The 24,071-nt window shown below is 59.0% G+C and carries 25 protein-coding genes; 14 read left to right on the top strand and 11 right to left on the bottom strand.

The genetic code is table 11. From position 1 onward, the window contains the following. Positions 1 to 270 (top strand): hypothetical protein, encoded by a 270-nt coding sequence (locus ACJ8HH_RS06795; RefSeq protein WP_004938382.1) that lies wholly within the window; start codon positions 1 to 3, stop codon positions 268 to 270. Here ACJ8HH_RS06795 and ACJ8HH_RS06790 read toward each other — a convergent pair. Further along, positions 267 to 659, bottom strand: coding sequence for a nuclear transport factor 2 family protein (locus ACJ8HH_RS06790; RefSeq protein ID WP_197766194.1), 393 nt, complete (start codon positions 657 to 659; stop codon positions 267 to 269). The two genes, ACJ8HH_RS06795 and ACJ8HH_RS06790, sit on opposite strands and share 4 nt — an antisense overlap. A gap of 201 nt (positions 660 to 860) precedes the next feature. On the opposite strand from ACJ8HH_RS06790, the gene ACJ8HH_RS06785 reads away from it, so the two are divergent. The 5 genes from ACJ8HH_RS06785 (at position 861) to gstA (ending at position 3,858) form a co-directional block, all read left to right on the top strand. Next, entirely contained in the window at positions 861 to 1,556 is a 696-nt protein-coding gene (locus tag ACJ8HH_RS06785) for an HD domain-containing protein (RefSeq protein ID WP_079656471.1), read from the top strand. Between the two features lie 94 nt (positions 1,557 to 1,650). Next, entirely contained in the window at positions 1,651 to 1,914 is a 264-nt protein-coding gene (locus tag ACJ8HH_RS06780; protein ID WP_004938373.1) for a DUF3811 domain-containing protein, read from the top strand. Between the two features lie 112 nt (positions 1,915 to 2,026). After that, positions 2,027 to 2,170: a hypothetical protein gene (locus ACJ8HH_RS06775; RefSeq protein ID WP_154610398.1), complete on the top strand. Its 144-nt coding sequence runs from the start codon at positions 2,027 to 2,029 to the stop codon at positions 2,168 to 2,170. 105 nt (positions 2,171 to 2,275) lie between these two features. Further along, positions 2,276 to 3,160, top strand: coding sequence for a 4-hydroxy-tetrahydrodipicolinate synthase (gene dapA / locus ACJ8HH_RS06770; protein ID WP_164050138.1), 885 nt, complete (start codon positions 2,276 to 2,278; stop codon positions 3,158 to 3,160). Between the two features lie 92 nt (positions 3,161 to 3,252). Further along, positions 3,253 to 3,858 carry a glutathione transferase GstA gene (gene gstA / locus ACJ8HH_RS06765; protein ID WP_033638396.1) on the top strand — a complete coding sequence of 202 codons (606 nt, stop codon included), beginning with the start codon at positions 3,253 to 3,255 and terminating at the stop codon, positions 3,856 to 3,858. A 39-nt stretch (positions 3,859 to 3,897) separates the two neighbouring features. Here the strand turns inward: gstA and pdxY are convergent, their stop codons facing one another. Continuing rightward, the gene (gene pdxY, locus ACJ8HH_RS06760) at positions 3,898 to 4,758 is read right to left on the bottom strand and encodes a pyridoxal kinase PdxY (RefSeq protein ID WP_033638395.1); all 861 of its coding nucleotides are present in this window, start codon (positions 4,756 to 4,758) and stop codon (positions 3,898 to 3,900) included. Between the two features lie 407 nt (positions 4,759 to 5,165). Here pdxY and ACJ8HH_RS06755 point away from each other — a divergent pair, with 407 nt between their 5' ends. Beyond that, a complete protein-coding gene (locus ACJ8HH_RS06755; protein WP_197766193.1) occupies positions 5,166 to 8,270 on the top strand; it encodes a DUF4214 domain-containing protein in 3,105 nt (1,034 codons plus the stop codon). Positions 8,271 to 8,346: 76 nt separating this feature from the next. Here the strand turns inward: ACJ8HH_RS06755 and tyrS are convergent, their stop codons facing one another. From tyrS to anmK, 4 genes are all read right to left on the bottom strand, one after another. Continuing rightward, complete coding sequence (gene tyrS, locus ACJ8HH_RS06750; RefSeq protein WP_033648189.1) at positions 8,347 to 9,621, bottom strand: tyrosine--tRNA ligase; 1,275 nt, start codon at positions 9,619 to 9,621, stop codon at positions 8,347 to 8,349. Between the two features lie 138 nt (positions 9,622 to 9,759). Then, the gene (pdxH, locus tag ACJ8HH_RS06745; protein ID WP_086579742.1) at positions 9,760 to 10,413 is read right to left on the bottom strand and encodes a pyridoxamine 5'-phosphate oxidase; all 654 of its coding nucleotides are present in this window, start codon (positions 10,411 to 10,413) and stop codon (positions 9,760 to 9,762) included. A gap of 89 nt (positions 10,414 to 10,502) precedes the next feature. Further along, a complete protein-coding gene (locus ACJ8HH_RS06740; protein WP_004931294.1) occupies positions 10,503 to 10,805 on the bottom strand; it encodes an MliC family protein in 303 nt (100 codons plus the stop codon). A 45-nt stretch (positions 10,806 to 10,850) separates the two neighbouring features. Then, on the bottom strand, positions 10,851 to 11,972 hold the full coding sequence (gene anmK, locus ACJ8HH_RS06735; protein WP_039566363.1) for an anhydro-N-acetylmuramic acid kinase: 1,122 nt from the start codon (positions 11,970 to 11,972) through the stop codon (positions 10,851 to 10,853). 359 nt (positions 11,973 to 12,331) lie between these two features. Between anmK and ACJ8HH_RS06730 the strand changes: the two genes are divergently transcribed. Next, the gene (locus ACJ8HH_RS06730; protein WP_028128178.1) at positions 12,332 to 12,796 is read left to right on the top strand and encodes a glycine zipper 2TM domain-containing protein; all 465 of its coding nucleotides are present in this window, start codon (positions 12,332 to 12,334) and stop codon (positions 12,794 to 12,796) included. Between the two features lie 92 nt (positions 12,797 to 12,888). On the opposite strand, the gene slyA is transcribed toward ACJ8HH_RS06730, so the two are convergent. After that, complete coding sequence (slyA, locus tag ACJ8HH_RS06725; protein ID WP_004931301.1) at positions 12,889 to 13,320, bottom strand: transcriptional regulator SlyA; 432 nt, start codon at positions 13,318 to 13,320, stop codon at positions 12,889 to 12,891. Positions 13,321 to 13,500: 180 nt separating this feature from the next. On the opposite strand from slyA, the gene ACJ8HH_RS06720 reads away from it, so the two are divergent. The 3 genes from ACJ8HH_RS06720 to ACJ8HH_RS06710 are packed head-to-tail and all read left to right on the top strand — an operon-like array spanning position 13,501 to position 16,638. Further along, the gene (locus ACJ8HH_RS06720; protein ID WP_049234481.1) at positions 13,501 to 13,737 is read left to right on the top strand and encodes a DUF1656 domain-containing protein; all 237 of its coding nucleotides are present in this window, start codon (positions 13,501 to 13,503) and stop codon (positions 13,735 to 13,737) included. A 3-nt stretch (positions 13,738 to 13,740) separates the two neighbouring features. Then, on the top strand, positions 13,741 to 14,604 hold the full coding sequence (locus ACJ8HH_RS06715; protein WP_060418493.1) for an efflux RND transporter periplasmic adaptor subunit: 864 nt from the start codon (positions 13,741 to 13,743) through the stop codon (positions 14,602 to 14,604). A gap of 3 nt (positions 14,605 to 14,607) precedes the next feature. Continuing rightward, positions 14,608 to 16,638, top strand: coding sequence for an FUSC family protein (locus ACJ8HH_RS06710; protein WP_060425714.1), 2,031 nt, complete (start codon positions 14,608 to 14,610; stop codon positions 16,636 to 16,638). Here the strand turns inward: ACJ8HH_RS06710 and sodC are convergent, their stop codons facing one another. Continuing rightward, entirely contained in the window at positions 16,639 to 17,160 is a 522-nt protein-coding gene (sodC, locus tag ACJ8HH_RS06705; protein WP_033648185.1) for a superoxide dismutase family protein, read from the bottom strand. A 240-nt stretch (positions 17,161 to 17,400) separates the two neighbouring features. On the opposite strand from sodC, the gene ACJ8HH_RS06700 reads away from it, so the two are divergent. Then, complete coding sequence (locus tag ACJ8HH_RS06700; RefSeq protein ID WP_086556912.1) at positions 17,401 to 19,245, top strand: polyurethane esterase; 1,845 nt, start codon at positions 17,401 to 17,403, stop codon at positions 19,243 to 19,245. 60 nt (positions 19,246 to 19,305) lie between these two features. Here ACJ8HH_RS06700 and ACJ8HH_RS06695 read toward each other — a convergent pair whose 3' ends face one another. The 3 genes from ACJ8HH_RS06695 to ACJ8HH_RS06685 all read right to left on the bottom strand — a co-directional run bounded on the left by ACJ8HH_RS06695 (position 19,306) and on the right by ACJ8HH_RS06685 (position 21,494). After that, complete coding sequence (locus tag ACJ8HH_RS06695; RefSeq protein WP_033638383.1) at positions 19,306 to 20,202, bottom strand: aldo/keto reductase; 897 nt, start codon at positions 20,200 to 20,202, stop codon at positions 19,306 to 19,308. 99 nt (positions 20,203 to 20,301) lie between these two features. Next, on the bottom strand, positions 20,302 to 20,541 hold the full coding sequence (locus ACJ8HH_RS06690) for a DUF1289 domain-containing protein (RefSeq protein ID WP_015377731.1): 240 nt from the start codon (positions 20,539 to 20,541) through the stop codon (positions 20,302 to 20,304). A gap of 23 nt (positions 20,542 to 20,564) precedes the next feature. Next, positions 20,565 to 21,494, bottom strand: a complete 930-nt coding sequence (locus tag ACJ8HH_RS06685; RefSeq protein ID WP_195903455.1) for a LysR substrate-binding domain-containing protein — start codon at positions 21,492 to 21,494, stop codon at positions 20,565 to 20,567. A gap of 139 nt (positions 21,495 to 21,633) precedes the next feature. Here ACJ8HH_RS06685 and ACJ8HH_RS06680 point away from each other — a divergent pair, with 139 nt between their 5' ends. Further along, positions 21,634 to 22,275: an NAD(P)-dependent oxidoreductase gene (locus ACJ8HH_RS06680; RefSeq protein ID WP_060428187.1), complete on the top strand. Its 642-nt coding sequence runs from the start codon at positions 21,634 to 21,636 to the stop codon at positions 22,273 to 22,275. Positions 22,276 to 22,413: 138 nt separating this feature from the next. Beyond that, positions 22,414 to 24,051 (top strand): phosphoethanolamine transferase EptA, encoded by a 1,638-nt coding sequence (gene eptA / locus ACJ8HH_RS06675; RefSeq protein ID WP_197760852.1) that lies wholly within the window; start codon positions 22,414 to 22,416, stop codon positions 24,049 to 24,051. Positions 24,052 to 24,071 lie beyond the last annotated feature (20 nt).

Raw genomic sequence — 24,071 nt, 5'->3', positions numbered from 1 at the left:
ATGCAGCAAAAACCGGTGTTGGACGAAGCCAGACAGTTAAAGCGACTCAACGCCGCCACGCGGCGTCAATCCCATATGTATAAATGGATCGCGCTGATTGCGGCGCTGGATGCGCTGTTGGTGTTTTGGTATGACCGGGATATGCGCAACGTCACCTTCTCGGGAGCGGTTGCGCTGGTGTGCGGCTATCTGTGGATCCGCGATCGCAACAAGGCCCGGGGTTACCGGCGCGAGTTCGACCGCAAATTCGGCAAGCGCAGCGGCGATTAAGGCTGCATCGCTTCCAGCACTTTGGCGCTGTCGACGATCTGCACGAACTTCACGATTTTGCCGCCGCGCAGCGTATAAATATGCGCAAAGGAGGCGCTGAAAGATTTGCCGGTGGCCCGGTAGGTACCGTGATAAAAACCTTGCGCGATCACATTGTCGCCGGCGTCGTAAAAGTGGTCGACGTCGGCGCGGTAACCTTGCCATTCGCTGCCCAGGCGCTGATGCACGTTCTTGATGATATTTTCCGGGCCGATATAGGTACCGGCGTAGGGGAAACCGGCGGCTTCGGTCCACTCGGCATCGGGGGCCAGCGCCGCCAGCAGATTACCGCCGTTTTCTTCGGAGCTGCCTTCATAGGTTGCGCGCACTATTTCAAGAGGGGTTGGCATGTCTCTTCTCCCATGGCTGATGAGGATATTCCGGCCATCTCCGCGGACACAGGCTCTCACCAAGCGGAGACGGCGGAATGCGGCTATTCTAGGTTGCTTGTTTCGCTGCAAAAACCGCAGTTATGACAATAGTGGGTTGCACTTTAGTAAACAATAGCCGTTTTTCTGTCATTCTCCCGGCATCCGGCGCGGCTATGCTGATTGACCGATTTCCCCCAACAGGAGCTGAACGTGTCTTTACCCTCGCTGACGCAAGAGCTGTTACAACCTTTTTCCCCCTACCAGGCGCTGGCGCAAACGTTGCTGCCGCTCACCCTCGAGTCGGACGACGGTTCGCATGACGTGGCGCATCTGCACCGGGTCTGGAAGAACTGCCGCCGGATCAGCAAGCTGGAAGGCGGCGACCGGCGCATTCTCTGTGCGGCGGTGCTGCTGCACGACGCCGTCGCGGTGGAAAAGAATTCGCCGCAGCGCCATCTGGCCTCACGCATGGCGGCGGAGCAAGCCACGCTGACGCTGACCCGGCTGGAATGGGCGCCGGCGGATATCGCGGCGGTGGCTCACGCCATCGAAGCGCACAGTTTTTCCGCCGGCATCCCCCCGCAAACCCTGGAGGCGAAGATCCTGCAGGATGCCGATCGCCTCGACGCCATCGGCCTGATCGGCGTGGCGCGCTGCTTCTATATCGGCGGCCGCATGCGCAGCGCACTGTACGACGCCGCCGACCCGCGGGCCGAACATCGCCAATACGACGACAAGCGTTTCAGCCTGGATCACTTCGAAACCAAGCTGTTCAAACTGCAAGACGGCTTCCAGACCGCCGCCGGGCGGCACATGGCCGAGCAGCGCACCGAACGCATGCGGCGCTTTGTCGACGATCTGCTGGAAGAGGTGTAATGCCGGCTTACCGCGCATTTCGTTATGCCCATAACATTTTCGGTCACATAACGCCGCTAAACTGTAGGTCAACTTCACCGAACGGGCGGCAAAGATGAAAAAGTTGACGTTGAAAGAGATGACGGAAAGCGAACAGCGGGAAGTGAAAACCGAATTGGACAAGGCGCGCAAAAGCCACGGCAGGCCGCTGACCAACGCCGAACAGCACAAGGTCAAGGATGAAGTGGTGGCGCGCATCATGGCCGCCAGAGCGAAGCTCGCCAAGGCGGAGCGTGCAGAACGCAAGGCCAACCGCTATCGGCCGAGCGGCGACACCTTCAGTTGGTCCGCCACCATCGGCTCCCGCCCGCCGCGCTGAGCCGGCCAAACTCTCCCCGCCGCTGCGGGGATTTTTATTTATTAGCCAAACTCATCCTCGCTACCGAATCATGAATAACAATGTTATCAATCTGTTGTAAATTGACAGCCTGATGAAGAATATTCATTATCACCCCACTTTCCCTTTTCATGAGACCGCCATGGCCTACCCACGCAACGCTGACATGCTGATGACGCCCGCGTTGCCCGTTGGCGGTTTGGCGGCGGTTAAATCGAAGAAACAGACGCTCATTTGACCGGGGCGAGCTGTCCCGTCAGATGAGCTGACTGGATGGCGCGCAACGCCCCGCCTTCAATTTTCTCATCTGGCTTCTCTGTCGGTCACACAGAAGGAATATTTTATGGCCTCATTCTCGGGTATTTGGGTGGCGATGGTTACCCCTTTCAATCACGATGCCGTCGATTTGCCGGCGGTGAAACGCCTGGCGCGGCACCTGCTCGACGCCGGCATCGATGGCCTGGTGGTCTGCGGCTCCACCGGTGAAGCCGCCGCGCTGAGCAAAGAAGAACAGCTGGCGGTGCTCGACGCCGTGCTGGAAGTGGCGCCCGCACACCAGGTCGTGATGGGCCTTTCCGGCAATAACATGGCCGCCACGCTGCAGATGCAGCAGGCCATTCAGCTGCGCGACATCGCCGGCGTGCTGATCCCAGCGCCTTACTACATCCGCCCTTCGCAATGCGGCCTGATCGATTATTTCACCCAGTTGGCCGACGCCTCCAGCGTGCCGGTGATCCTGTACAACATTCCGCAGCGCACCGGCATCGCCATGGAGCTGGCCACATTGCGCCGGCTCGCGCGCCATCCGCGCATCACCGCCATCAAGGACTGCGGCGGCAATCCTGACGCCACCATGGCGCTGATCGCCGACGGCGAAATCGATGTGATGACCGGGGAAGACAATCTGATCCTCACCACGCTGTGCCTCGGCGGCACCGGCGCCATCTCCGCCGCCGCGCATGTTCACCCGGAACGTTTCGTGCAGCTGGTGCAGCAGGTCGCCGCCGGCGATTTGGCCGCGGCGCGCAGCAACTTCTATGAGCTGCTGCCGATGATCCACCAGATGTTCAGCTTCCCGAATCCGGCGCCGGTCAAGACGGTGCTGGCTCAGCAGAGGCTGATCGCCAACGAGCTGCGCTCGCCGATGCAGGTAGCGCCGCAGGCGTTGCAACAGCAGATCGCCGCAACGCTGACGCAGCTGCAGCCCGCCGAGGCGATCATCGGTTAAATTTGTTAGCTAAGCCGCTGTAATTTTGGCGCTATGGGACTACGATGAGAGGTTAAGCATGCCCGTCATTCGTCATCAACAAGGAGCTTCCGATGAAACTGTTCTATAAAGCCGGCGCCTGTTCGCTGTCCCCGCATATCGTGCTACGTGAGGCAGGGCTGGATTTTACGGCGGAGAAGGTCGATCTGGCGCAGAAGAAGACCGAGAGCGGCGCCGATTACCTCGCCATCAACCCCAAGGGACAGGTACCGGCGCTGCTGCTGGATGACGGCAGCCTGCTGACAGAAGGCGTGGCGATCGTGCAATACCTGGCGGACCGCGTGCCCGATCGCAACCTGATCCCGGCGGCGGGCACCCTGTCGCGCTACCACGCGATCGAATGGCTGAACTACATCGCCACCGAACTGCACAAAGGGTTCAGCCCGCTGTTCAACCCGAAAACGCCCGAGGAATACCAAACCATCGCGCGCGCCAAGCTGGAGCAGCAGTTCAGCTATCTGGATTCGGTGCTGGCGAAGCAGCACTTCCTGTTGGGAAGCCGTTTCAGCGTAGCCGACGCCTACCTGTTCACCGTGTTGCGTTGGGCGTTCGCCCTGCAGTTCGACGTGCGCAAGCACGCCCATCTGGCGGCCTGGTTCGATCGCGTTGCGGCGCGCCCGGCGGTAGATGCGGCGCTGAACGCCGAAGGATTGAAGTAAAGTTTCAGCCCCGGCGGCTGTCGCCGGGGCTCGATGCACTTACAGCTTTACCGCTTTGAATTCGCTGAGCGGCTGCACGATCCGATCCTGCGCCGCCACCACCTGCAGTTCGTATTCGCCCATCTCCTGCGTGGTCAGCATCACCTCATACACGGCGGCGGTCACGTGCTCCAGCGCTTTGTCCAGCGCCTCGCCCTTCAGCAGATCCACCAGCAGCAGACCGCTGGTCAAATCACCGACGCCAACCGGTTGACGCGCGCCGAAGTCCACCAGCGGCCGGCTGATGTGCCAGGCCTCGTCCGCCGTCACCAGCAGCATTTCGAAGCAGTCGGCGTGATAGCCGGCGCGGGCCAGGTGCTTGACCAGCACCAGCCGCGGCCCCTTGGCGATCAGCACGCGGGCGGCCTGCACCGCATCGGCCACGTTGGCGACGGCCATCTGGCTCAGCATCTCCAACTCCAGCAGGTTCGGCGCCATCATGTCGCTGCACGGCAGCGCCTGGCGGCAGTGAAACTCGGCCACGCCCGGCGCCACGATGCAGCCCTTTTCAGGATGCCCCATCACCGGATCGCAGAAATACCAGGCATTCGGGTTCGCCTGCTTAACCTGACGCACAATCTCCAGAATATGGTCACCCTGCTCCGGCGAACCGATATAACCGCTCAGCACCGCATCACAGCGTTGCAGCTGCTCGATATTGGCAATACCCTGCGCGATCTCGGTCAGGTGGCTGGCAGGCATGACGCAGCCGGTCCACTGGCCGTATTGCGTATGGTTGGAGAACTGCACCGTGTTCAGCGGCCAGACATTGACACCCATGCGGCGCATCGGGAATTCAGCCGCACTGTTGCCGGCGTGACCAAACACCACGTGCGACTGGATAGAAAGAATGTTTTTCATCGGAACAACTGACCTCGCCATGCCGTGTGCATCAGCCCGCGGCGAAATGATAATGGGTGCACGACGCTAAAACGTCATGCCGGCGCTGTTAAAAACAAGAAATGAGAGGGATTTTTATGCTTTCGACGGCGGCATATTGTAGCGAAAAGTCCGATCCAAAAAAAGCCGCGAGCCTGCAGCCATGGCTTCGACAGAGAGAAAAACCCGATCCACGCCAAGATATTTACGATAGTGGACTGCCACTAAAGGGTTGCCCCAGTATCGAGCCTTTCGCCGCAGTGCTTTTACACAGAGGACAACCGCATTTTCGGCAGAAACAGAATTTCCTCATATTTCGCCGCATTGCAATAACCTGGTTTTGAACTGTACTTGTTGATGCTTATTTCTATGTCAACACAGGGGTTAACATGAGTTTATTGTCGTCACAACAGGATGTGGCCATCCTTTTTTACGCCACGCTCGGTAAAAAAGCCGATAGCGCCGCCTTGAACTTCTTTGCCCGCCAGCTGGAATCGGGGCAGTACAGCAGAGATCAACTGGCAGAAAAATTCATCCAGTCTCAGGATGGACATCATCGCTACGATGGCCTGACAACATCGCAAAAAATTCAATACATCTATAAAAATACGACAGGCGCGGATCCAGCGCCCGCAGTGCTGGCCACGCTGGTCGCGCAAGCCAATGCAGGAAAAACGCTGGGGCTGATTACCAAGGATCTCATCGCCGGCGTGAAAAGCTATATGGGTGACGCTGCGGCACCGGTCGCACAGCAACAGCATCTGTTTGATATTATTGATACAACCTTACACCCCGCTTTGTCCCCCTATCCCGCCAACGCCGAAGCGGCAGCCGATATTCAAGCTCTGTTTTACATCGTAGGCAGCCTTGCGGTGGCGGAAGGCGTCAATTATTGGAGCCAGGTTCTGGCGACGGGAAAAGCCGACGCCAGCTATATCGCCGGCCGTTTCGTCGAGACGCGCAGCGCGTTGACCACGTTAAGTAATGAAGACTTCGTCAAAACCGTCTATAAAAATACGTTCGGCGTTGATGCAGGCGCAAGCGAGCTCGCCAATTACGTCACCGGGTTGAATAATCATACCGAAACGCGCGGCGACGTCATCATGCGTCTGATCGCCGATATTCGTAACGACACTGCCCATGGCGCAGCCAAACAGGCTTTTCTTAATGCTACCCATGTCTACGCTGCGGGTGAGATGGCTGCGACCCACTATCAGGAAAGCGTAGCGCTGCTCTTTCTGCAACTCGGGAAAAAGGCCACGCTGGAATCAACCGGGTTGGACAGTTACAGCAAATTCCTCGCCGCGGGAAATTCCGAGCTTGATCTGCTGACCATTCTGGCTAAATCCTCCCCCTTCAAAGATGCCGCAGACTTCGCCAGGGTTTATCACGAACTGTATTACGGCCCGGCGCTGAGCGAACTGCAAAAACAGGCAATTCTGCTCAAAGCCGGCAATAATCCGCTGCAGGCGACGCTGAATATTTTGCATGCGTTCCGCAACGGGGAAGCGCCGCTGGAGGGCGGAGTCAGCCCCAGTCACGAGCAACTCGTCAATCTCGAATACAAAATTGGCAGCGAGCTGGGGTATCAGATCCGTGGCAACGTCACGATGTCGAATGCCGACGGCGCCCTCAACGGCAGCCTGAATACCGGTAAGCAACATACGTTAAGTCATGCGGAAATCAGCCAACTGCGCGAGATCACTCTTAACACGGAGGTCGGCTCCGCGGTCGATCTCAGCTTTGCCAAATCGTTGCAAAAAGTCACGCTGCAGGGCGATTTTGCCACCAATGACGCAATGCTACAGTCGCTGAGAAACCTGAATATCACTCTCATTCTTAGCGAGGGCAATCTGCTGAACGCCCCCGAAGGGATTAACTTTACCAACGTTAAGAACAGCACCGTCGTCGCCGACCGGCTCGATATGACGACGGCAGCCGCGCAAATCAATCTGGCCGCCGGGAAACATCAGCTTGTCTGGCAAGGCAATGCCACAGCCGACAGCGGCAATAGGGTCAGCAGTGATTTCAAAGCGACGGCGCTTAATAGCGATCCCGAGACATCTTACTACAGTGTCTCAGCCAATTTTTTCACCAAGGTCGTCCACCTGACGGCCAGCGCCGGCGGTGGCTATGATGCTGAAATCACAAATAACGTTAATCAGTTCCTGTACTTCAACTATGTAGATTTGACCCATTATCGCGGTACCGGAGAGATTTATCTTAACGGGCAGCGGGTCGCCACTGAAGGCAACAAGGTCTTTGACTTTGGGTTGTTCACGCAAGAAGCGACCGTCTCCCATCCGATTTACGGCAACATCAACTCGCTAAAACAAGGCGAAATGGCGCAGCCCAATGCTTCGCAAAACGCTACGGGATCGGCTGGGGGGGTAATTACGGCCTACTCCGGAGATTTAGCGCTGCTCAACGTCAGCAGCGGGCAATTTACCCTCGGCGGCGACTTGACCGCGAAAAGTCGTATCCATATCAGCGATACGGCGCAAAGCGACGACAGCTTTAAATTGTTCTTTACCGATGCGGCTAGCCATACGGTAACCAATCTCAATATGGGTACTTTCAGCTTTACATCGAACCATAAAGAAACGCTCGAAATCCGTATGGGCAGCAACCTCGACATTGTGCAAAATCGCACGTTGACCCTGAGCGGCGGGGACAACTCAATTAGCACGTTGATGCTGAGCGGCTATATGTACACAGGCGATAAACCGCTGGTGCTTAATCTGACCGTCGCCGCAGATTTTAGCGATAACCTGAAGACCATCATAGGCAGCGAATTTACCGATGAACGCCGTTATTACTCCGACATGAAGCTGTACCTCGTCGCAGAAAAAGGCGGCACCGGCGGCGGCGCTTTCTACAACACGCTAAACACGCTGGCCAATAAAGACGATTTCGCCCATGTCATTGCCGAACTTGCCGGCGACCAGTTAACGGTCGACCGCACCGGATTGACCGTCTATAAAGCCGACGTTAAGGGCAACACGACGCTGGATAGCGCCGGTGCGTTACATTTTACCGATAGCAAAATAGACAATATGGTCACGCTCAATACCGGCTATGCCAACAGCGTCATCTCCGTGGGAGAAACCGATAACCCATGGGTTTTCTCCAAGACAGGAGACAAGACCGCAACCTTGTACGGCAGCGCCACTACCCAAGCTGAATTACAAAATGCGTTCAGTGGCCTGAATGCGACGGACAATGCCCAAGCGCTGTTCTCGCAGGTTCTGGCGAAGATGACCAACGGCGCCAGCGCCAACAACCTGGCGGAAGTCGGATTGCTAAAGTTGGACAAATCGCTCTATGTCATCGTGGATAACAATCATAACCAAACGTTTGACGCCGATGATGTGGTGTTCTCGATCGGCAATCAGGATCCCTATTTGGCTGCCGTCTCTCTGCACTACCACTCGCCAGCCATTACCGTGAACGGTGTTGCGGCCGAAAACTCGCTGCCGGAGGCGTTTGCCTAATCTTCATCCGCGCCAAGTGATAAAAAAAGCCCGGGGATCTCCCCGGGCTTTTCACGTCATATAGGCTGACTGACGCTTACTGCCAATCCACCAGGCAGTAGTGTTTCTTGCCGCGGCGCAGCAGCGTGTAGCGGCCGAACAGACGGTCCGCATCGCTGAAGCGGTATTCGGCATCCGATTGTTTCTCGCCGTTGATGGTCACCGCGTTGGAGCCGATCATGGTGCGCGCCTGGCCGCGTGACGGCACCAGTTCGGCATTCACCAGCGCCTGCTGCAGGTCGGCGTCGCGCTCCAGTTTAATGGTCGGCATGCCGTCCTGCGCCAGCTGGGCGAAGTCCGCTTCGGTCATGTCGTGCAGCGCGCCGGAGAACAGGCTCTGAGTGATGCGCTTGGCGGCCGCCAGGCCTTCCGCACCGTGCACCATGCCGGTCACTTCTTCCGCCAGCACGTACTGGGCGCGCGGCGCCTTGCCGCTGTTCTTATCTTCTTCCTCCAGCGCGTTGATGTCTTCCAGGCTCATGAAGGTGAAGAACTTCAGGAAACGGTAAACGTCGGCGTCGGCGGTGTTGATCCAGAACTGGTAGAACTTGTACGGGCTGGTTTTTTCCGGCGCCAGCCAGACCGCGCCGCCTTCGGTTTTACCGAACTTGGTGCCGTCTGCTTTGGTGATCAACGGCACGGTCAGGCCGAACACCTGCTTCTGGTGCTGACGACGCGTCAGATCGATGCCTGAGGTGATGTTGCCCCACTGATCGGAACCGCCGATCTGCAGCTCCACCTGGTGGCGGTTATACAGCTCGGAGAAATCGTAGCCCTGCAGCAGGTTATAAGAGAACTCGGTGAAGGAGATGCCGGAGTCGTCGCGATTCAGGCGCTGCTTGACCGCTTCCTTGTTGATCATCTGGTTGACGGAGAAGTGCTTGCCGATGTCACGCAGGAAGGTCAGCACGTTCATGCCGCCGAACCAGTCGTAGTTGTTGGCCGCGATAGCGCTGTTGCTACCGCAGTCGAAATCGAGGAACGGGGAAACCTGCTTGCGGATCTTCTCGACCCACTCGTTCACCGTATCGGTGGTGTTCAGCTTGCGTTCCGCCGCTTTGAAGCTCGGATCGCCGATGAGGCCGGTGGCGCCGCCCACCAATGCTACCGGCTTGTGGCCGGCCAGCTGGAAGCGCTTCAGGCACAACAGAGGAACCAGATGGCCCAAATGCAAGCTGTCAGCGGTCGGATCGAAACCGCAATACAGTGCAATTGGCCCTTGCGCCAGTCGCTCCGCTAACGCTTCCTCATCCGTAACCTGGGCAACGAGGCCCCGCTCTTGCAGTTGTTTAATCAAGTTGCTGCTTGCCATCAATGACTCCATGTATAAACGAATGCACCTTTGCCGGTACACGGCCTTTCGCCCAGTGGCGAAATAAAAATTCAGGGTAGCGCATAGAATAAAGCGCCGGCGGCGTCAGCACCAGCGCTTAGAGGGGATTTTCCGTCTTCAGGGTGCCAGTCGGTCAATTTTCCAGTCATTCCCGTCCCGCTGATACAGGAAACGGTCATGCAGGCGATGGGCGCCGCCCTGCCAGAACTCGACGGAGTCAAATTTCACGCGGAATCCGCCCCAGAAACTCGGCAACGGCACCTCGCCCTGCTGGAACTTCTGCTTCAGCTCAAGGAATTTGCTTTCCAGCACGCCGCGCGCGGAAATGCGCGACGACTGCTGCGACACCCAGGCGCCGATCTGGCTGTCTTTCGGCCGACTGTTGAAATACTTCAGCACTTCGAGGGTCGACAGGCGCTCCGCCTGGCCGAGGAAAATCACCTGGCGATCGAGCATGTGCCAGGGGAACAGCAGGCTGATATGCGGGTTGTGCGCCAGCTGCTGCGCCTTGCGGCTGCCGAGGTTGGTGTAGAACACCAGCCCCTGCTCATCGAAATGCTTCAGCAGCACGATGCGTTGATAAGGCTGGCCATGTTCGTCGACGGTCGCGACGCACATGGCGGTGGGATCGGCCAGGCGCGCGTCGCAGGCCTGTTTCAACCAACGCTCGAACAGTTCGAGCGGGTTGGCGGTCAGATCGTTGCGGCGCAGGCCGCCTCGGGTGTATTCACGGCGCAGGTCCGCAACATCAAACTCATTCTTTTCAATCATCTGGGTTATCGACCAACTGAAAAAATCCGTCGTTACATTCTGCGCCTGCGGCGTCAGGAACTCAATCGCTCCGACGCCGCCGTCGACCTTCACTCCGTCAACACGCAGTCGCTCATGACTACCTTGCCGTTGCGCTCAAGATAGGCGTTACGGTCTTTCGACCAAAAAGTGTATTTGCCGTCGCTGTATTTGGCGCCGGTCAGCGCCAGCACCTGCTTGAGATGCAGCTGTTCGCCGTCCATCAGCAGGCTGACTTCGCTCGCCTTGCCGTCAAGCGCCACCGTCAGCGGCGTGGTGCCGCACTGGTAGTGCATCGTCTGGCTGCTTTGCGGCAGGATGTAGCTGCAGCCGGACAGCGCCAGCGCGCCGGCGACGAAAATGACTTTTTTCATGCTGTTGCTCCTTAGAAAAATCCTTCACAGGCTATCCTAACAGAGCTAACGGGCCCCCAATGGCAAAACCGGATAAATCCCACCCAACACCGTTTCACGGCTGGCGCCGGTCACCGAAGGCAGATTGCCGGCCTGGCCGGACAGCGTGCGGAAGGCCAGCCAGGCAAAGGCCAGCGCCTCCATGTCGTCGCCGCTGACGCCAAAATCGTCGGTCAGCCCGACCTCCGTGCCCGGCAGCAGCGCCGACAGGCGCGCCATCAGCAGCGTGTTGCGCGCCCCGCCGCCGCAGACCAACAGGCGCTCGCACCCGCCGGCCAGCAATACCTGCTCGCTGATGCTGACCGCGGTCAGCTCCGTGAGCGTGGCCTGCACGTCGACCGGCGCAATCGCCGGCAATCCGGCCAGCTGCCGCTCCAGCCAGGCGATATTGAAATACTCGCGGCCGGTGCTTTTCGGCGCCGGCAGCGCGAAGTACGGATCCGCCAGCATCTGCTGCAACAGCGGCAAGCAGACTCGCCCCTGCATCGCCCAGCCGCCGTCCTGATCGTAAGGCTGCGCGCGGTGGCGCCATACCCAGGCGTCCATCAGCATGTTGCCCGGCCCGGTATCGAAACCGCGCACCGGCGTACCGGGCAACAGCAGAGAAAGGTTGGCGATGCCGCCGACGTTCAGCACCATGCGCCGCTCGACGGGATGCCCCAGCAGCGCCTGATGGAACGCCGGCACCAGCGGCGCGCCCTGCCCGCCGTAGGCCATGTCGCGCCGGCGGAAATCGCCGACGGTGGTGATATCGGTCAGCGCGGCGATGCGGTTGTTATCACCGAGCTGCATCGAGAAACGCGCGTCACCCTCCGGTTCGTGCCACACCGTCTGGCCGTGGCACCCGATGGCGGTGATCTGTTCTGCGTCGATGCCGGTTTGCTTCAGCAGGCCGAGCACCGCCTCGCCGAACAACGTGCCCAGTCGCGCGTCCAGCCGGCCGACGGCGGCCAGCGTGGTTTGCTGCCCCTGGCACATGCCCAGGATCTCTTTTTTCAACGCCATCGGCATCGGATGGCTATAGCTGGCCTGCTGCGCCACCATGCGATCGTCGATCGCGGCCAATACCACATCGATTCCGTCCAGACTGGTGCCGGACATGACGCCTATATAGCGGCCTGACTTCATAGCAACATCCTCTAACCCGCGCGGTAAGCAAAATTCATCCTGACAAATAAACCAGAATTGCCGGATTAACGCCATGAATTATGATGCTTTTTTTACGGTTCGTGAGCCAGATGCCCCCCGACACCGCTGTGGCACGGGTTATGTGTTAAACCGTGCCATAACAGGCGACGGAATGTCGCCAAGGCTGTCATAAAGGTAAACCGCGGTTTATTATTGGTTGAACAGAGAAAAGTTAAGCTGCATGCAGCGATGAAGCATGGCGGTGTGTCAACTTTCAGCCATACTTTGTCTATCGTTTTCACTGAATCTTGCCTGGAGAGCATTGCCAGGTTATGGACTACTACCATCAGGAGTTTTGTATGATCAAGCGTCTTCTCGTCGTTGCCGTCGCCGCCGTTACGCTGGCCGGCTGTGCCAATGAATCCATGTCCGGTGATGTCTACTCGTCCTCGCAGGCCAAGCAGGTGCAGACCGTCACCTACGGGACGCTGGTTTCCGTGCGTCCGGTTAAAATTCAGGGCGGCGAAGGCTCCAACGCCATGGGGATGATCGGCGGCGCGGTGATTGGCGGGCTGTTGGGCAACACCGTTGGCGGCGGCACCGGTCGTACGCTGGCTACCGCGGCGGGCGCTATCGCCGGCGGCGCGGCAGGTAACAGCATCGGTGAAGTGGCCGGCCGTACCTCCGGCTACGAGCTGGAGATCAAAACCGACCAGAAAGAGAACATCGTGGTGGTGCAGAAAGCGGGCGACACCAAGTTCAGCCCTGGCCAGCGCGTGCGCATGGCGCGCATGGGCGACACCATCACCGTCTCTCCGCTGTAAGCCAGCCGGCGACAAGCGGCAAACCGGAGGCAATCGCCTCCGGTTTTATTTCTGATGCTGTGAAACTGTAATCGTAGAAAATAAGAATATTATTATTTGTTCTGCAGTTCGGTGATATTTTGTTCTAACTTGCCAATCAGCCCTACCAACAGATGCACTTCGTCGGCGGTAATGCCGCTTAAAATCTCACTGCGCGTAGACGTGATCACACTGTCCACTTCCCTGATGATCGGATCGGCCGCTTCGGTCAGCTTGATGCGCTTCGCGCGGCGATCGTTGGCACAGGTGTGACGCGTGATCAGCCCTTTCTCCTCCAGTTGGTCCAGCGTACGGACCAGTGACGGTTGCTCGATACCGATCGCCTTGGCCAGCTGGATTTGCGACTGCTCCGGCGGCAAGCGATTGATATTGTGCAACGTGACCCAATGCGTTTGGGTCAGCTCCAACGGCTTGAGCCGATGATCGATGAGCGCGCGCCACACACGAACTAATCGTGCTAAATCTGAACCTAATGTTGACTCCACTTCCCCCTCCTTATAATTAGCATGCTAACATTACCTCCCAGAGCTTAGACTATTTTGGGTAACTCACATTAAAAACACAAATGTATATAATGTATATTGTGGAAATAGCCACTATTTTTAGCCGCTATTGTTTAATCGTTATGCAAATATTCAACATATTCACCCTTAGGGATTGTTAATGTGAATACATCATGGTTACACACCTCATCTCCCTTGCCCGATTTGGTCCTGGGAGCATCGCTTTATTTTCCACCTATATTTAAAGCTTTTTTACTAGGACTGCTCTTATGGCTGCTGATTCATCAGCTGCTGAGAGACTGGATGTATTCCGGTGAAATCTGGCATCCCATGTTGATGGACCTGTCCATTTTCGTTCTGACCGTCAGCGGTTCCTTATGGATTTTAGCGAGTTGGTAACCCATGCAGCATAAAACATTAAAATACTTCTCTACGGTGATCGTCTGCGCCATTGCTGTCTGCGCCGGTTGGTGGCTCTGGAATTATTATATGCAATCCCCATGGACCCGTGATGGAAAAGTGCGCGCCGAACTCGTCAATATCACCCCTGAAGTCTCTGGAAGATTAGAGAAAATAAGCGCGAATGACAATCAGTTCGTACCTGCGGGAAGTCTGATTTTTACCCTCGACCCGGTGCCCTACCAGATTGCGCTGGACAATGCCGAGGCCGCGTTGGCAAAAGCGCAATCCGATCTGGCCAAAGCGGACCACGAGGCTGCCCGCCGCCGCGGTTTACCGCGTAACGTTATTTCCGCTGAAGATTTGGACGAGTCAAATTTAGCCGCGCAGGCAATGAAGGCCGCCTATAAAGCCGCCCTGGCCAATCTGGAACAGGCCAAATGGAATTTGAGCAAAACCAAAATTTACGCGCCAACCGACGGTTATATCACCAACCTGCAGGCGCGGGTCGGGAACTACGCCAACGCCGGTACGCCGCTGGTGGCGTTGGTGGATGTGCATTCGTTTTATGTGCTCGGTTATTTCGAAGAAACCAAGCTGAAGCATATAAAAGAAGGCAATAAAGCGGACATCGTTTTATATAACGGCAACACGCCGCTACAGGGGGAAGTAGAGAGCATCGGCCGCGCCATTTACGATCAGAGCGTTGACAGCAGCAACGATCTATTAATGGACGTAAAGCCTAATGTTCCTTGGGTGCGTTTGGCTCAGCGCGTGCCGGTACGGATAAAATTGCTCAACGTGCCCGTCGATTTGACGCTGGTCGCCGGCACCACCTGCACCATTTCGATTCATCAGCGGAACTAAAGTGTGAACCTGCCTTTTTTGGAGTGGAGCCGCACCCCCTGGGGTAAGGCGACCGGCGGCCAATGGCGCTATGCGCTGCGCAACTCACTGGCGATGTGTCTGGCGCTATGGGTAGCCTTCGTGCTCGAACTCGACGAACCCTATTGGGCGCTTACCTCCGCCGCGGTGGTAAGCTTCCCCACCATCGGCGGCGTGATCAGTAAAAGCATCGGCCGCATCTTCGGCAGCCTGGTGGGCGCCGCCGCGTCGGTGGCGATCGCCGGCCACTGCCTGAACGATCCCTGGCTGTTTACGCTGTTCATCGCCGCCTGGATCGGGCTGTGCACCTATGTCTCCAACCATTACCAAAACAACGTCTCTTACGCCTTCGCGCTGGCGGGCTATACCGCCGCCATCATCGCCTTCGGCACGGTCAACGTCACCGATACCCAGCAAATCTTCGATATCGCGCAGGCGCGGGTTTGCGAAGTGATCACCGGCATTCTGTGCGGCGGGTTGATGATGATGATCCTGCCCAGCACCTCGGACGGCGAAGCCCTGCTGACCTCGCTGCGGCGCATGCAGCTGCGCCTGCTGGAGCATGCCGCCATGCTGTGGCAGCCGGAGATCACCGCGCAGATGCGCACCTCGCACGAAGGGGTCATCGGCCAGATCCTGACCATGAACCTGCTGCGCATTCAGGCATTCTGGAGCCACTACCGGCTGCGGCGGCAAAATAACCTGCTCAACTATCTGCTGCACCAACAGCTGCGCATGACCAGCGTTATCTCCAGCCTGCGCCGCATGCTGCTGAACTGGCCGGATCGCCCCGCCAATCTGATGCCGGTGCTGACACAACTGCTGGACGAGTTGCGCGATCCCGCCACCGACAAATACCGTTTGGCGCGCCTGCTTCAGCAGATCGCCCCGCAAGAGGCTACGGACTACCGCCATCGCGCCTTCTGGCTGCGGCTGCGCGATTTCTGTTGGCTTTACCTGCGCTGCAACCGCTGGCTGCGGCGGTTGGAAAGCGCCACGGCGGTCAGCGATCTCCAACCGCCGCGCGTCACTTCGCTGGCGCGCCATACCGACAGCTACGAAGCCGCCTACAACGGCCTGCGCACCTTTTTGTGCATCGTGATCGGCTGCGCCTACTGGATCAACACGCAGTGGGACGCCGGCAGCGCGGCGCTGACGCTCACCGCCATCAGCTGCGTGCTCTACTCGTCCACGCCTTCGCCGATCAACAGCGTCAGCACCTTGCTCAAGGCGGTGCTGCTGCTCTCGGTCGCCTGCTTCGTGGTGAAATTCGGTTTGATGATCCAGATTGACGACTTCTGGGTGTTCTGCGCCTTCCTGTTCCCGATCCTGGTGACCATGCAGATGCTCAAGCTGCAGAATCCGCCTTATGCCGCGCTCTGGGGGCAGCTGATCGTCTTTATGGGCTCGTTCCTGACCGTCAGCAATCCGCCGAGCTATGACTACCAGTCCTTTATCAATGACAACATCGCTAAAATCGTCGGCGTGCTGCTGGCCGGGCTGGCGTTTCAGATCCTGCGCCCCAGTTCGGACAAACGCAAAAGCCGCCGCATTATCCGCGCGCTGCGGCGCGACTTTATCGATCAGCTGAGCAAACGGCCGCAGCAGAGCGAAAGCCAGTTCGAATCGCTGATCTACCATCGCATCAGCCAGCTTAATCAAAGTCAGGATCAGGACGCTCGCACCTGGCTGCTGCGCTGGGGCGTGGTGCTGCTCAACTGCAGCCATATCGTCTGGCAACTGCGCGACTGGCAAACCCGTTCCGATCCGCTCTCGGCGGTGCGCAACGTCTGTATCCACTGCCTGCGCGGCATCATGACGGAGAAAGGCGTGCAGCACAGTTCGCTGGACGCCACGCTGCAGGAGTTGCTGCGCATGAGCAACGCGCTGGCGCACCACCCGGAACAGGCGGCGCGCGATCTGGCCGGCCTGATCTGGCGGCTCTACTGCTCGCTGCAGCAGTTGCAACAGGCGATGGGCCAGCCCACCGCCGTACCGGCCGTTAGCGGCGGATAATCATTTGATCACACCGCAGGCGAAGCGTTCTCCGCCGCCGCCGAGCGGTTGTGGATGATCCGAATGGTTGTCGCCGCCGGCGTGCACCATCAGCGCTTTACCCTCAATGTCGCTGATTTTTTTCAGCCGCGGCGCCAACACCGGATAGTTCGCCATGCCGTCGGCGGTCACATAGATGGCCGGAAGGTCACCCAGGTGCCCGTCGGCATACGGCCCGAGGTGTTTTCCGGTCTTTTGCGGGTCGAAATGTCCGCCGGCCGCCAGCGCCGCCACCGCTTTGCCGTCCTTCATGCCCGGCTCGCAGCTGCCTTTCTCATGCACGTGGAAGCCGTGTACCCCGGCCGGCAATGCTTTCAGGCTCGGCGTGAACAGCAGGCCATACGGCGTTTCGCTGATGGCCACCTTGCCGATGTCCTGACCGATCCCCTGCCCGGTCACCAGGTGCATCTCGACGTCGGTTGTCGCCGCCTGAGCCGCACCACACGCCATCAGGCCGAGCGCTGCATACCAATAACGTTTCATCAATCAGTCTCCTTAATGACTATATCGAGCTATCAGTATAGGAGAGCCTGCGCCGGCACTGTTAACCAACGCACAATCTCGCTAATTTGATTCGCGGGCCTAATATTTAACACTAATAATAATTCTACCGATGTTGGTCCTCTGACCAGCTGTCGTTCGGCTAACGTTGTTTCCCTGTTTCCACCGCCGACGCATGTGAGTCCACTTACAGGCCCGCGGCATACTTCATAAGGAACTGATATGGGCATCTTTAGCTATAAGGATCTGGACGAAAAGGCGTCGAAAGCGCTATTTTCCGACGCCTTGGCCATCTCTACCTACGCTTACCACAATATCGATAACGGCTTCGATGAAGGCTATCACCAGACCGGTTTCGGGCTGGGCCTGCCGCTGACGCTGGTCACTGCGCTCATCGGCAGCACCCAATCGCAGGGCGGCCTGCCCGGCATTCCCTGGAATCCCGATTCCGAACAGGCCGCGCAGCAGGCGGTGAATAACGCCGGCTGGTCGGTGATCAGCGCCGCGCAGCTGGGTTACGCCGGCAAAACCGATGCGCGCGGCACCTACTACGGCGAGACCGCCGGTTACACCACCGCTCAGGCCGAGGTGCTGGGCAAATATGACAGCGAAGGCAATCTCACCGCCATTGGCATCTCATTTCGCGGCACCAGCGGCCCGCGCGAGTCGTTGATCGGCGATACCATCGGCGATGTGATTAACGATCTGCTGGCCGGCTTCGGGCCGAAAGGCTACGCCGACGGCTACACGCTGAAGGCCTTCGGCCAGTTGCTGGGCGACGTGGCGAAGTTCGCGCAGGCGCACGGGCTGAGCGGAGAAGACGTGGTGGTCAGCGGCCACAGCCTCGGCGGGCTGGCGGTCAACAGCATGGCGGCGCAGAGCGACGCCAACTGGGGCGGCTTCTACGCGCAGTCCAACTATGTCGCCTTCGCCTCGCCGACCCAGTACGAAGCCGGCGGCAAGGTGATCAACATCGGCTACGAGAACGATCCGGTGTTCCGCGCGCTCGACGGCACCACGCTGACCGGGGCGTCGTTAGGCGTACACGATGCGCCCCATGCCTCCGCCACCAACAATATCGTCAACTTCAACGACCACTACGCGTCGGACGCCTGGAACCTGCTGCCATTTTCCATTCTCAACATTCCGACCTGGCTGTCGCACCTGCCGTTCTTCTATCAGGACGGCCTGATGCGGGTGCTGAACTCCGAGTTTTATTCGCTGACCGACAAAGACTCGACCATCATCGTCTCCAACCTGTCGAACGTGACGCGCGGCAATACCTGGGTGGAAGACCTGAACCGCAACGCGGAAACGCACAGCGGGCCGACGTTTATCATCGGCAGCGACGGCAATGATCTGATCAAGGGCGGCAAAGGCAACGACTATCTCGAGGGGCGCGACGGCGACGATATCTTCCGCGATGCAGGCGGCTACAACCTGATCGCCGGCGGCAAAGGCCACAATATCTTCGATACCCAACAGGCGTTGAAAAACACCGAGATCGCCTACGACGGCAACACGCTTTACCTGCGCGACGCCAAAGGCGGCATTACGCTGGCGGACGACATCAGCACCCTGCGCAGCAAAGAAACCTCGTGGCTTATCTTCAACAAACAGGTGGACCATCAGGTGACCGCCGCCGGATTGAAATCGGACTCTGGCCTCAAAGCCTATGCCGCCGCCACCGCCGGCGGCGACGGCGATGACGTCCTGCAGGCTCGCAGCCACGACGCCTGGCTATTCGGCAACGCCGGCAACGACACCCTTAACGGCCACGCCGGCGGCAACCTGACCTTCGTCGGCGGCAGCGGCGATGACATCCTGAAGGGCGTTGGCAACGGCAATACCTTCCTGTTCAGCGGTGACTTTGGCCGCGATCAGCTGTATGGCTTCAACGCCACCGATAAGCTGGTGTTTGTCGGCACCGAAGGCGCCAGCGGGAATATCCGCGACTACGCCACGCAGCAAAACGACGATCTGGTGCTGGCCTTCGGCCACAGCCAGGTCACGCTGATCGGCGTCTCGCTCGATCACTTCAACACCGATCAGGTGGTGTTGGCCTAAAGATCGACGTAAAAAAGCCGGGTGCTTTCGCCGCCCGGCTTTGCTCTTTTTTACTCCGCCTTAAGGCACGTCATACCCCAGCGCCGCCTTGCGAATGCGGAACCACTGCTGGCGGTTCAGCACCAGTTTCTGCGCCTTCAGCGCCGAACGCACCCGCTCAATCTTGCCGGAACCGATAATCGGCAGCGGCGACGACGGCAAGCGCATCACCCAGGCGTACACCACCTGCTCGATGGTCTCGGCGCCGATTTCTTGCGCCACCCGCTGCAGCTCGTCGCGCAGCGGCTGGAACTCGGCGTCGTTGAACAGGCGCCCGCCGCCCAGGCAGGACCAGGCCATCGGCTTGATGCGCAGTTGCTGGCACTGGTCGAGCGTGCCGTCGAGAATAGCCGGTTGGTGAATCGGCGAGATCTCCACCTGATTGGTCGCCAGCGAGAACGGCAGGCGCGACTGCAGCAGCTGGAACTGCGCGGGCGTAAAGTTGGAGACGCCGAAATGGCGCACCTTGCCGCTTTTGTGCAGCGCAACAAAGGCTTCGGCCACGTCGTCGGCGTCCATCAACGGATCCGGCCGGTGGATCAGCAGCAGATCGAGGTAGTCGGTATGCAGATGGCGGAGCGACTGCTCCGCGCTCTGTACGATATGGTCGCGGTCGGTGATGTAGTGGCCGATCGGGTTACCGGGCTTGGCGGTGGTGGCGATGCCGCATTTGCTCACCAGCTCCAGCGACTGGCGCAGCGCCGGCTTCAGGCGCAGCGCGTCGCCGAACGCCTGTTCGCAGGCATAGCCGCCATAGATATCGGCGTGATCGGCGGTGGTGACGCCCAGTTCGACATGCTGTTCGATGAACGTCAGCAGCTGCTGCGGCGACATGCCCCACTCCATCAACCGCCAGTAACCGCAAATCATGCGGGAAAATTCAGGCCCCTGCGGCGCGAGACGAATACGTTCTACCATTGCGAAAACCTCATGACATTAGTTGCCAGTCAGCATACACAAGCCGGTGAGGCACAGGGAAGCGGTAAGCCACACGAACGTGCGGCAGATCAGGAAAGGTTAAAACAGCGACGGCTGCTCCGGCAGCGGCTCGTCGGGCGCTTTATTGGCGCGCTGCAGGCGCAGGAAGCGCTGACGGCACAGGCGCAGCACCTCGCGCTTTTGCGCGTCGCTCATGTTCATCCAGCCAAAACGCTCCTCGCGGCTGCGCAGGCAGCCACGGCAGAATCCGCGATCGTCGGCCTGGCAAATGCCGCGACACGGGCTGGGAATGTCGAAAAACTCAAGCTGCTGCGCCACGGGGCTCCTCCTGCGTTCTCTTGCTAATTGAAGACGCCATCGCCGCCGCTGGCAAGTCCCTTTTCGCCATTGCGGCGAAAATAGTCGCGCAAATAGCGCAGCGCCTGGCGGCTTTTCTCCGGCGCGTTGCGCTCGAGCGTCAGCGCATGCAGCCGCAGCGGCGCCGGCCGCCACTCAGGCAACAGCAGCAACAGCTCGCCGCGCTGAAGCTCGTCGCCAATTTCATACAGCGGCTGAACGGAAATGCCCAGCCCGGCGCGGGTAAAGGCGCGCATCACGTTCATGCTCTCGCTGACGATCTGCCCTTCCGCCAGCCGCAGCTTAACCTGCTGGCCGGACTGGTGCAGCAAGTCCAGATGGGCCCCGCTGTAGCCGCTGGAGATCCAGCGGTGCTGCACCAAATCCTGCGGCTTTTCCGGCACTCCATGCTGGCTGAGATAACGCGGCGCGGCGCACAGCACCATCGGCCACGCCGTCAGCGGATGCGCGATCATATTGGCGTCCGCCAGTTGACGGTTGGCCCGCAGCGCGATGTCGACCCGCTGCTCTATCATATCGACGATGCGATCGTCCGCCAGCACCCGCAGCGTCAGCTTGGGGTGCGCCTGCAACAGCGGCGCCAGCGCCTCCGCAAGCGATCGGCCGCCGATGCCGACCGGGGTGGCGATGCGCAGCTCGCCCACCAGCGTATCCCGCAATTCCGCCAGCCGCTGCTCCGCCTGCTGCGCCTGTTGCAGCATCGCCTCGCAGCCGGGGTAAAACGCCGCCCCGGCCTCGGTCAGCGCCAGACGGCGGGTGGAGCGATGCAGCAACGGCACCCCAAGCGCCTTCTCCAGCGAGCGCATGTGCTGGCTGACCGCCGACGGCGTCATGCCCAGCCGCCGCGCCGCGCCGGCCAGCGATCCCTCCGCCACCACGGTGGCGAATACCGCCATTCGATTGAGTTTATCCACGATTATGAAGTTTTACTTAATCAAGAAAGCATGAATATGGCACTAATCACGGCTATTGTTAAGGACTAGAGTAAACACCACGCAGCAGGCACATCGGCCTGCGTCACGATACTGAACCTATCCCCGAAGGAGCATGCAGATGAAAGTAGCCATTATTGGAGCAACCGGTTTTGTTGGCCGCCGCGTGGTGGATGAAGCGCTGGCTCGCGGTATTCAGGTGACGGCAATCGCCCGCCAGAAAAAAGATTTGCCGGAGCACGCCAACCTGACCGTCGCGCTGGGCGACGTTGCCGATACCGCCTGGCTGGCGGGGCAATTGCGCGGTCAGGATGCGGCGATCAGCGCCTACAACCCCGGCTGGGGCGAAGACAACCTGTATGAGAAAACCACCCGAGGTACCCAACAGATCCTCACCGCGGTCGAACAGGCCGGCGTCAAGCGCCTGCTGGTGGTCGGCGGCGCCGGCAGCCTGGAAGTGGCGCCCGGCGTTGAACTGGTGGATACGCCGCAGTTCCCGGAAAATATCCGCCCCGGCGCGCAGGCGGTGCGCGATCTGCGCAACAAACTGCGCAATGAATCGGCGCTCGACTGGACCTATCTCTCGCCGGCCGCCCTGCTGGAGCCGGGCAAACGCACCGGCCAGTTCCGCCTCGGCACCACGCAACTGCTGATGAACGGCGAAGCGCCGGCCAGCATTTCGGTAGAAGACCTGGCGGTCGCTATCGTTGATGAAATTGAAAAGCCTCAGTTTATTCGCGCGCAATTCACCGCCGCCTACTAAACCGCCCCACCGCCAGGCCGCCCGGCCTGGCGTTTTCCGCGCAGGCTCCGCCGCCAATATTCTGAGTTTCTAAGGTTTCCTTAAGTTTCATCCGGTAGATTTCAAAGCATTATCTACTTTCAGGATCCCGATTCGGCAATGTGGTTACGTCAACGCTTACGGTGCAACAGCCTCGGTTTTACCCTCGCCACCGCCCTGTTCTTCACTCTGTTTCAAAACGCGTTATTCCTGCATCGCGCCTGGTCGTATATCACCTTCGATAGCGTCCACAGCGTGATTTTCGCTGCCAGCATGCCGGTGGTGATCTTCTGTGCGCTGAATATCATCTTCAGCGTGTTGACCGTGCCCTACCTGCGCAAGCCGCTGATCATCTTTTTCTTGCTCGGCAGCGCCGCAGCCAACTATTTCATGTTCAGCTATGGTGTGGTGATCGACGGCAACATGATGCAAAACGCCTTCGAAACCAACCCTCAGGAGGCGACGGCGCTGCTGACGCCGCGCATGGGATTGTGGCTGGCGCTGCTTGGCATTCTGCCGGCGGTAGCGGTCTGCTTCACCCAGATTCGCCAGACTCGCCCCTGGTGGTATATGGTTGGACTGCGCGCCGCCAACGTCATGCTGTCGCTGGCGGTGATCCTGATCGTCGCCGCGCTGTTCTACAAAGACTATGCTTCGCTGATCCGCAACAATAAAAGCGTGGTGAAGATGTTGACCCCTTCCAACTTCGTCGCCGGCACCATCAAGTTTACCGAACAGCGTTACTTCACCCGCAATCTGCCGCTGGTCAAGATCGGCGAGGACGCGCGCAAAGGGCCGCTGATCGCCGGGCAGGCCAAGAAAACGCTGGTGATCCTGGTGGTGGGCGAAACCGCCCGCGCCGAAAATTTCTCTCTCGGGGGCTATCAACGCGAAACCAACCCGCGCCTGAAGCAGGATGACGTGGTCTACTTCAAGAACGCCAGTTCCTGCGGCACCGAAACGGCGATCTCCTTGCCCTGCATGTTCTCCAACATGCCGCGCAAGGAGTACGACGCGACTCAGGCGGCGCACCAGGAGGGGATGCTCGACGTGCTGGCGCATGCCGGCGTCAGCGTGCTGTGGCGCGATAACGACGGCGGCTGTAAAGGCGCCTGCGACCGGGTGCCGCACATCGACATGACCAAGCTGAAACTGCCGCAGGACTGCGGCGGCGAGGTTTGCATGGATAACGTGCTGCTGTATAAGCTGAACAACTACATCAATAGCCTGAAAGACGACGGCGTGATCGTGCTGCACCAGATGGGCAGCCACGGCCCGGCTTACTACCGCCGCAGCACGCCAGAATTCCAGGCGTTTTCGCCGACCTGCAACAGCAATCAGATCCAGGATTGCAGCCATGAACAGCTGGTGAACACCTATGACAACTCCATCCTGTATACCGACGCGATGCTCGATGCCACCATCAAGCTGCTGCGGCAGTATGACGACCGGTTCAATACCGCGCTGGTCTATTTGTCCGATCACGGCGAATCGCTGGGGGAAAACGGCATGTATCTACACGGCACGCCCTATGTCTTCGCGCCGAGCCAGCAGACGCACGTGCCTTTCCTGATGTGGATGTCGGCCGACTATCAGCGCAATTTCGGCGTCGATCGCCAGTGCCTGAACGCACTGGCGGAAAAGGACGACGTGTCGCAGGACAACCTGTTCCACACCCTGTTGGGCATGCTGAACGTACAGACCCGCGAATATCAATCCCGGCTGGATATCCTGCAGCCTTGCCGCAACGCGGCGTAATGGCTTAACTTCTGCGTGCC

This window comes from Serratia sp. CY32780 (genome assembly GCF_052169135.1).
Lineage (GTDB): Bacteria > Pseudomonadota > Gammaproteobacteria > Enterobacterales > Enterobacteriaceae > Serratia > Serratia sarumanii.
Note: the sequence above shows the minus strand (reverse complement) of the source record. Positions and strands in the feature narration are given on the sequence as shown.

Coding starts and splice junctions, on each gene's coding strand:
- ACJ8HH_RS06795 (WP_004938382.1), top strand. CDS start 1: ATGCAGCAAAAACCGGTGTTGGACGAAGCCAGACAGTTAAAGCGACTC.
- ACJ8HH_RS06790 (WP_197766194.1), bottom strand. CDS start 659: ATGCCAACCCCTCTTGAAATAGTGCGCGCAACCTATGAAGGCAGCTCC.
- ACJ8HH_RS06780 (WP_004938373.1), top strand. CDS start 1,651: ATGAAAAAGTTGACGTTGAAAGAGATGACGGAAAGCGAACAGCGGGAA.
- ACJ8HH_RS06775 (WP_154610398.1), top strand. CDS start 2,027: ATGAAGAATATTCATTATCACCCCACTTTCCCTTTTCATGAGACCGCC.
- dapA (WP_164050138.1), top strand. CDS start 2,276: ATGGCCTCATTCTCGGGTATTTGGGTGGCGATGGTTACCCCTTTCAAT.
- gstA (WP_033638396.1), top strand. CDS start 3,253: ATGAAACTGTTCTATAAAGCCGGCGCCTGTTCGCTGTCCCCGCATATC.
- pdxY (WP_033638395.1), bottom strand. CDS start 4,758: ATGAAAAACATTCTTTCTATCCAGTCGCACGTGGTGTTTGGTCACGCC.
- ACJ8HH_RS06755 (WP_197766193.1), top strand. CDS start 5,166: ATGAGTTTATTGTCGTCACAACAGGATGTGGCCATCCTTTTTTACGCC.
- tyrS (WP_033648189.1), bottom strand. CDS start 9,621: ATGGCAAGCAGCAACTTGATTAAACAACTGCAAGAGCGGGGCCTCGTT.
- pdxH (WP_086579742.1), bottom strand. CDS start 10,413: ATGATTGAAAAGAATGAGTTTGATGTTGCGGACCTGCGCCGTGAATAC.
- ACJ8HH_RS06740 (WP_004931294.1), bottom strand. CDS start 10,805: ATGAAAAAAGTCATTTTCGTCGCCGGCGCGCTGGCGCTGTCCGGCTGC.
- anmK (WP_039566363.1), bottom strand. CDS start 11,972: ATGAAGTCAGGCCGCTATATAGGCGTCATGTCCGGCACCAGTCTGGAC.
- ACJ8HH_RS06730 (WP_028128178.1), top strand. CDS start 12,332: ATGATCAAGCGTCTTCTCGTCGTTGCCGTCGCCGCCGTTACGCTGGCC.
- ACJ8HH_RS06715 (WP_060418493.1), top strand. CDS start 13,741: ATGCAGCATAAAACATTAAAATACTTCTCTACGGTGATCGTCTGCGCC.
- sodC (WP_033648185.1), bottom strand. CDS start 17,160: ATGAAACGTTATTGGTATGCAGCGCTCGGCCTGATGGCGTGTGGTGCG.
- ACJ8HH_RS06700 (WP_086556912.1), top strand. CDS start 17,401: ATGGGCATCTTTAGCTATAAGGATCTGGACGAAAAGGCGTCGAAAGCG.
- ACJ8HH_RS06695 (WP_033638383.1), bottom strand. CDS start 20,202: ATGGTAGAACGTATTCGTCTCGCGCCGCAGGGGCCTGAATTTTCCCGC.
- ACJ8HH_RS06680 (WP_060428187.1), top strand. CDS start 21,634: ATGAAAGTAGCCATTATTGGAGCAACCGGTTTTGTTGGCCGCCGCGTG.
- eptA (WP_197760852.1), top strand. CDS start 22,414: ATGTGGTTACGTCAACGCTTACGGTGCAACAGCCTCGGTTTTACCCTC.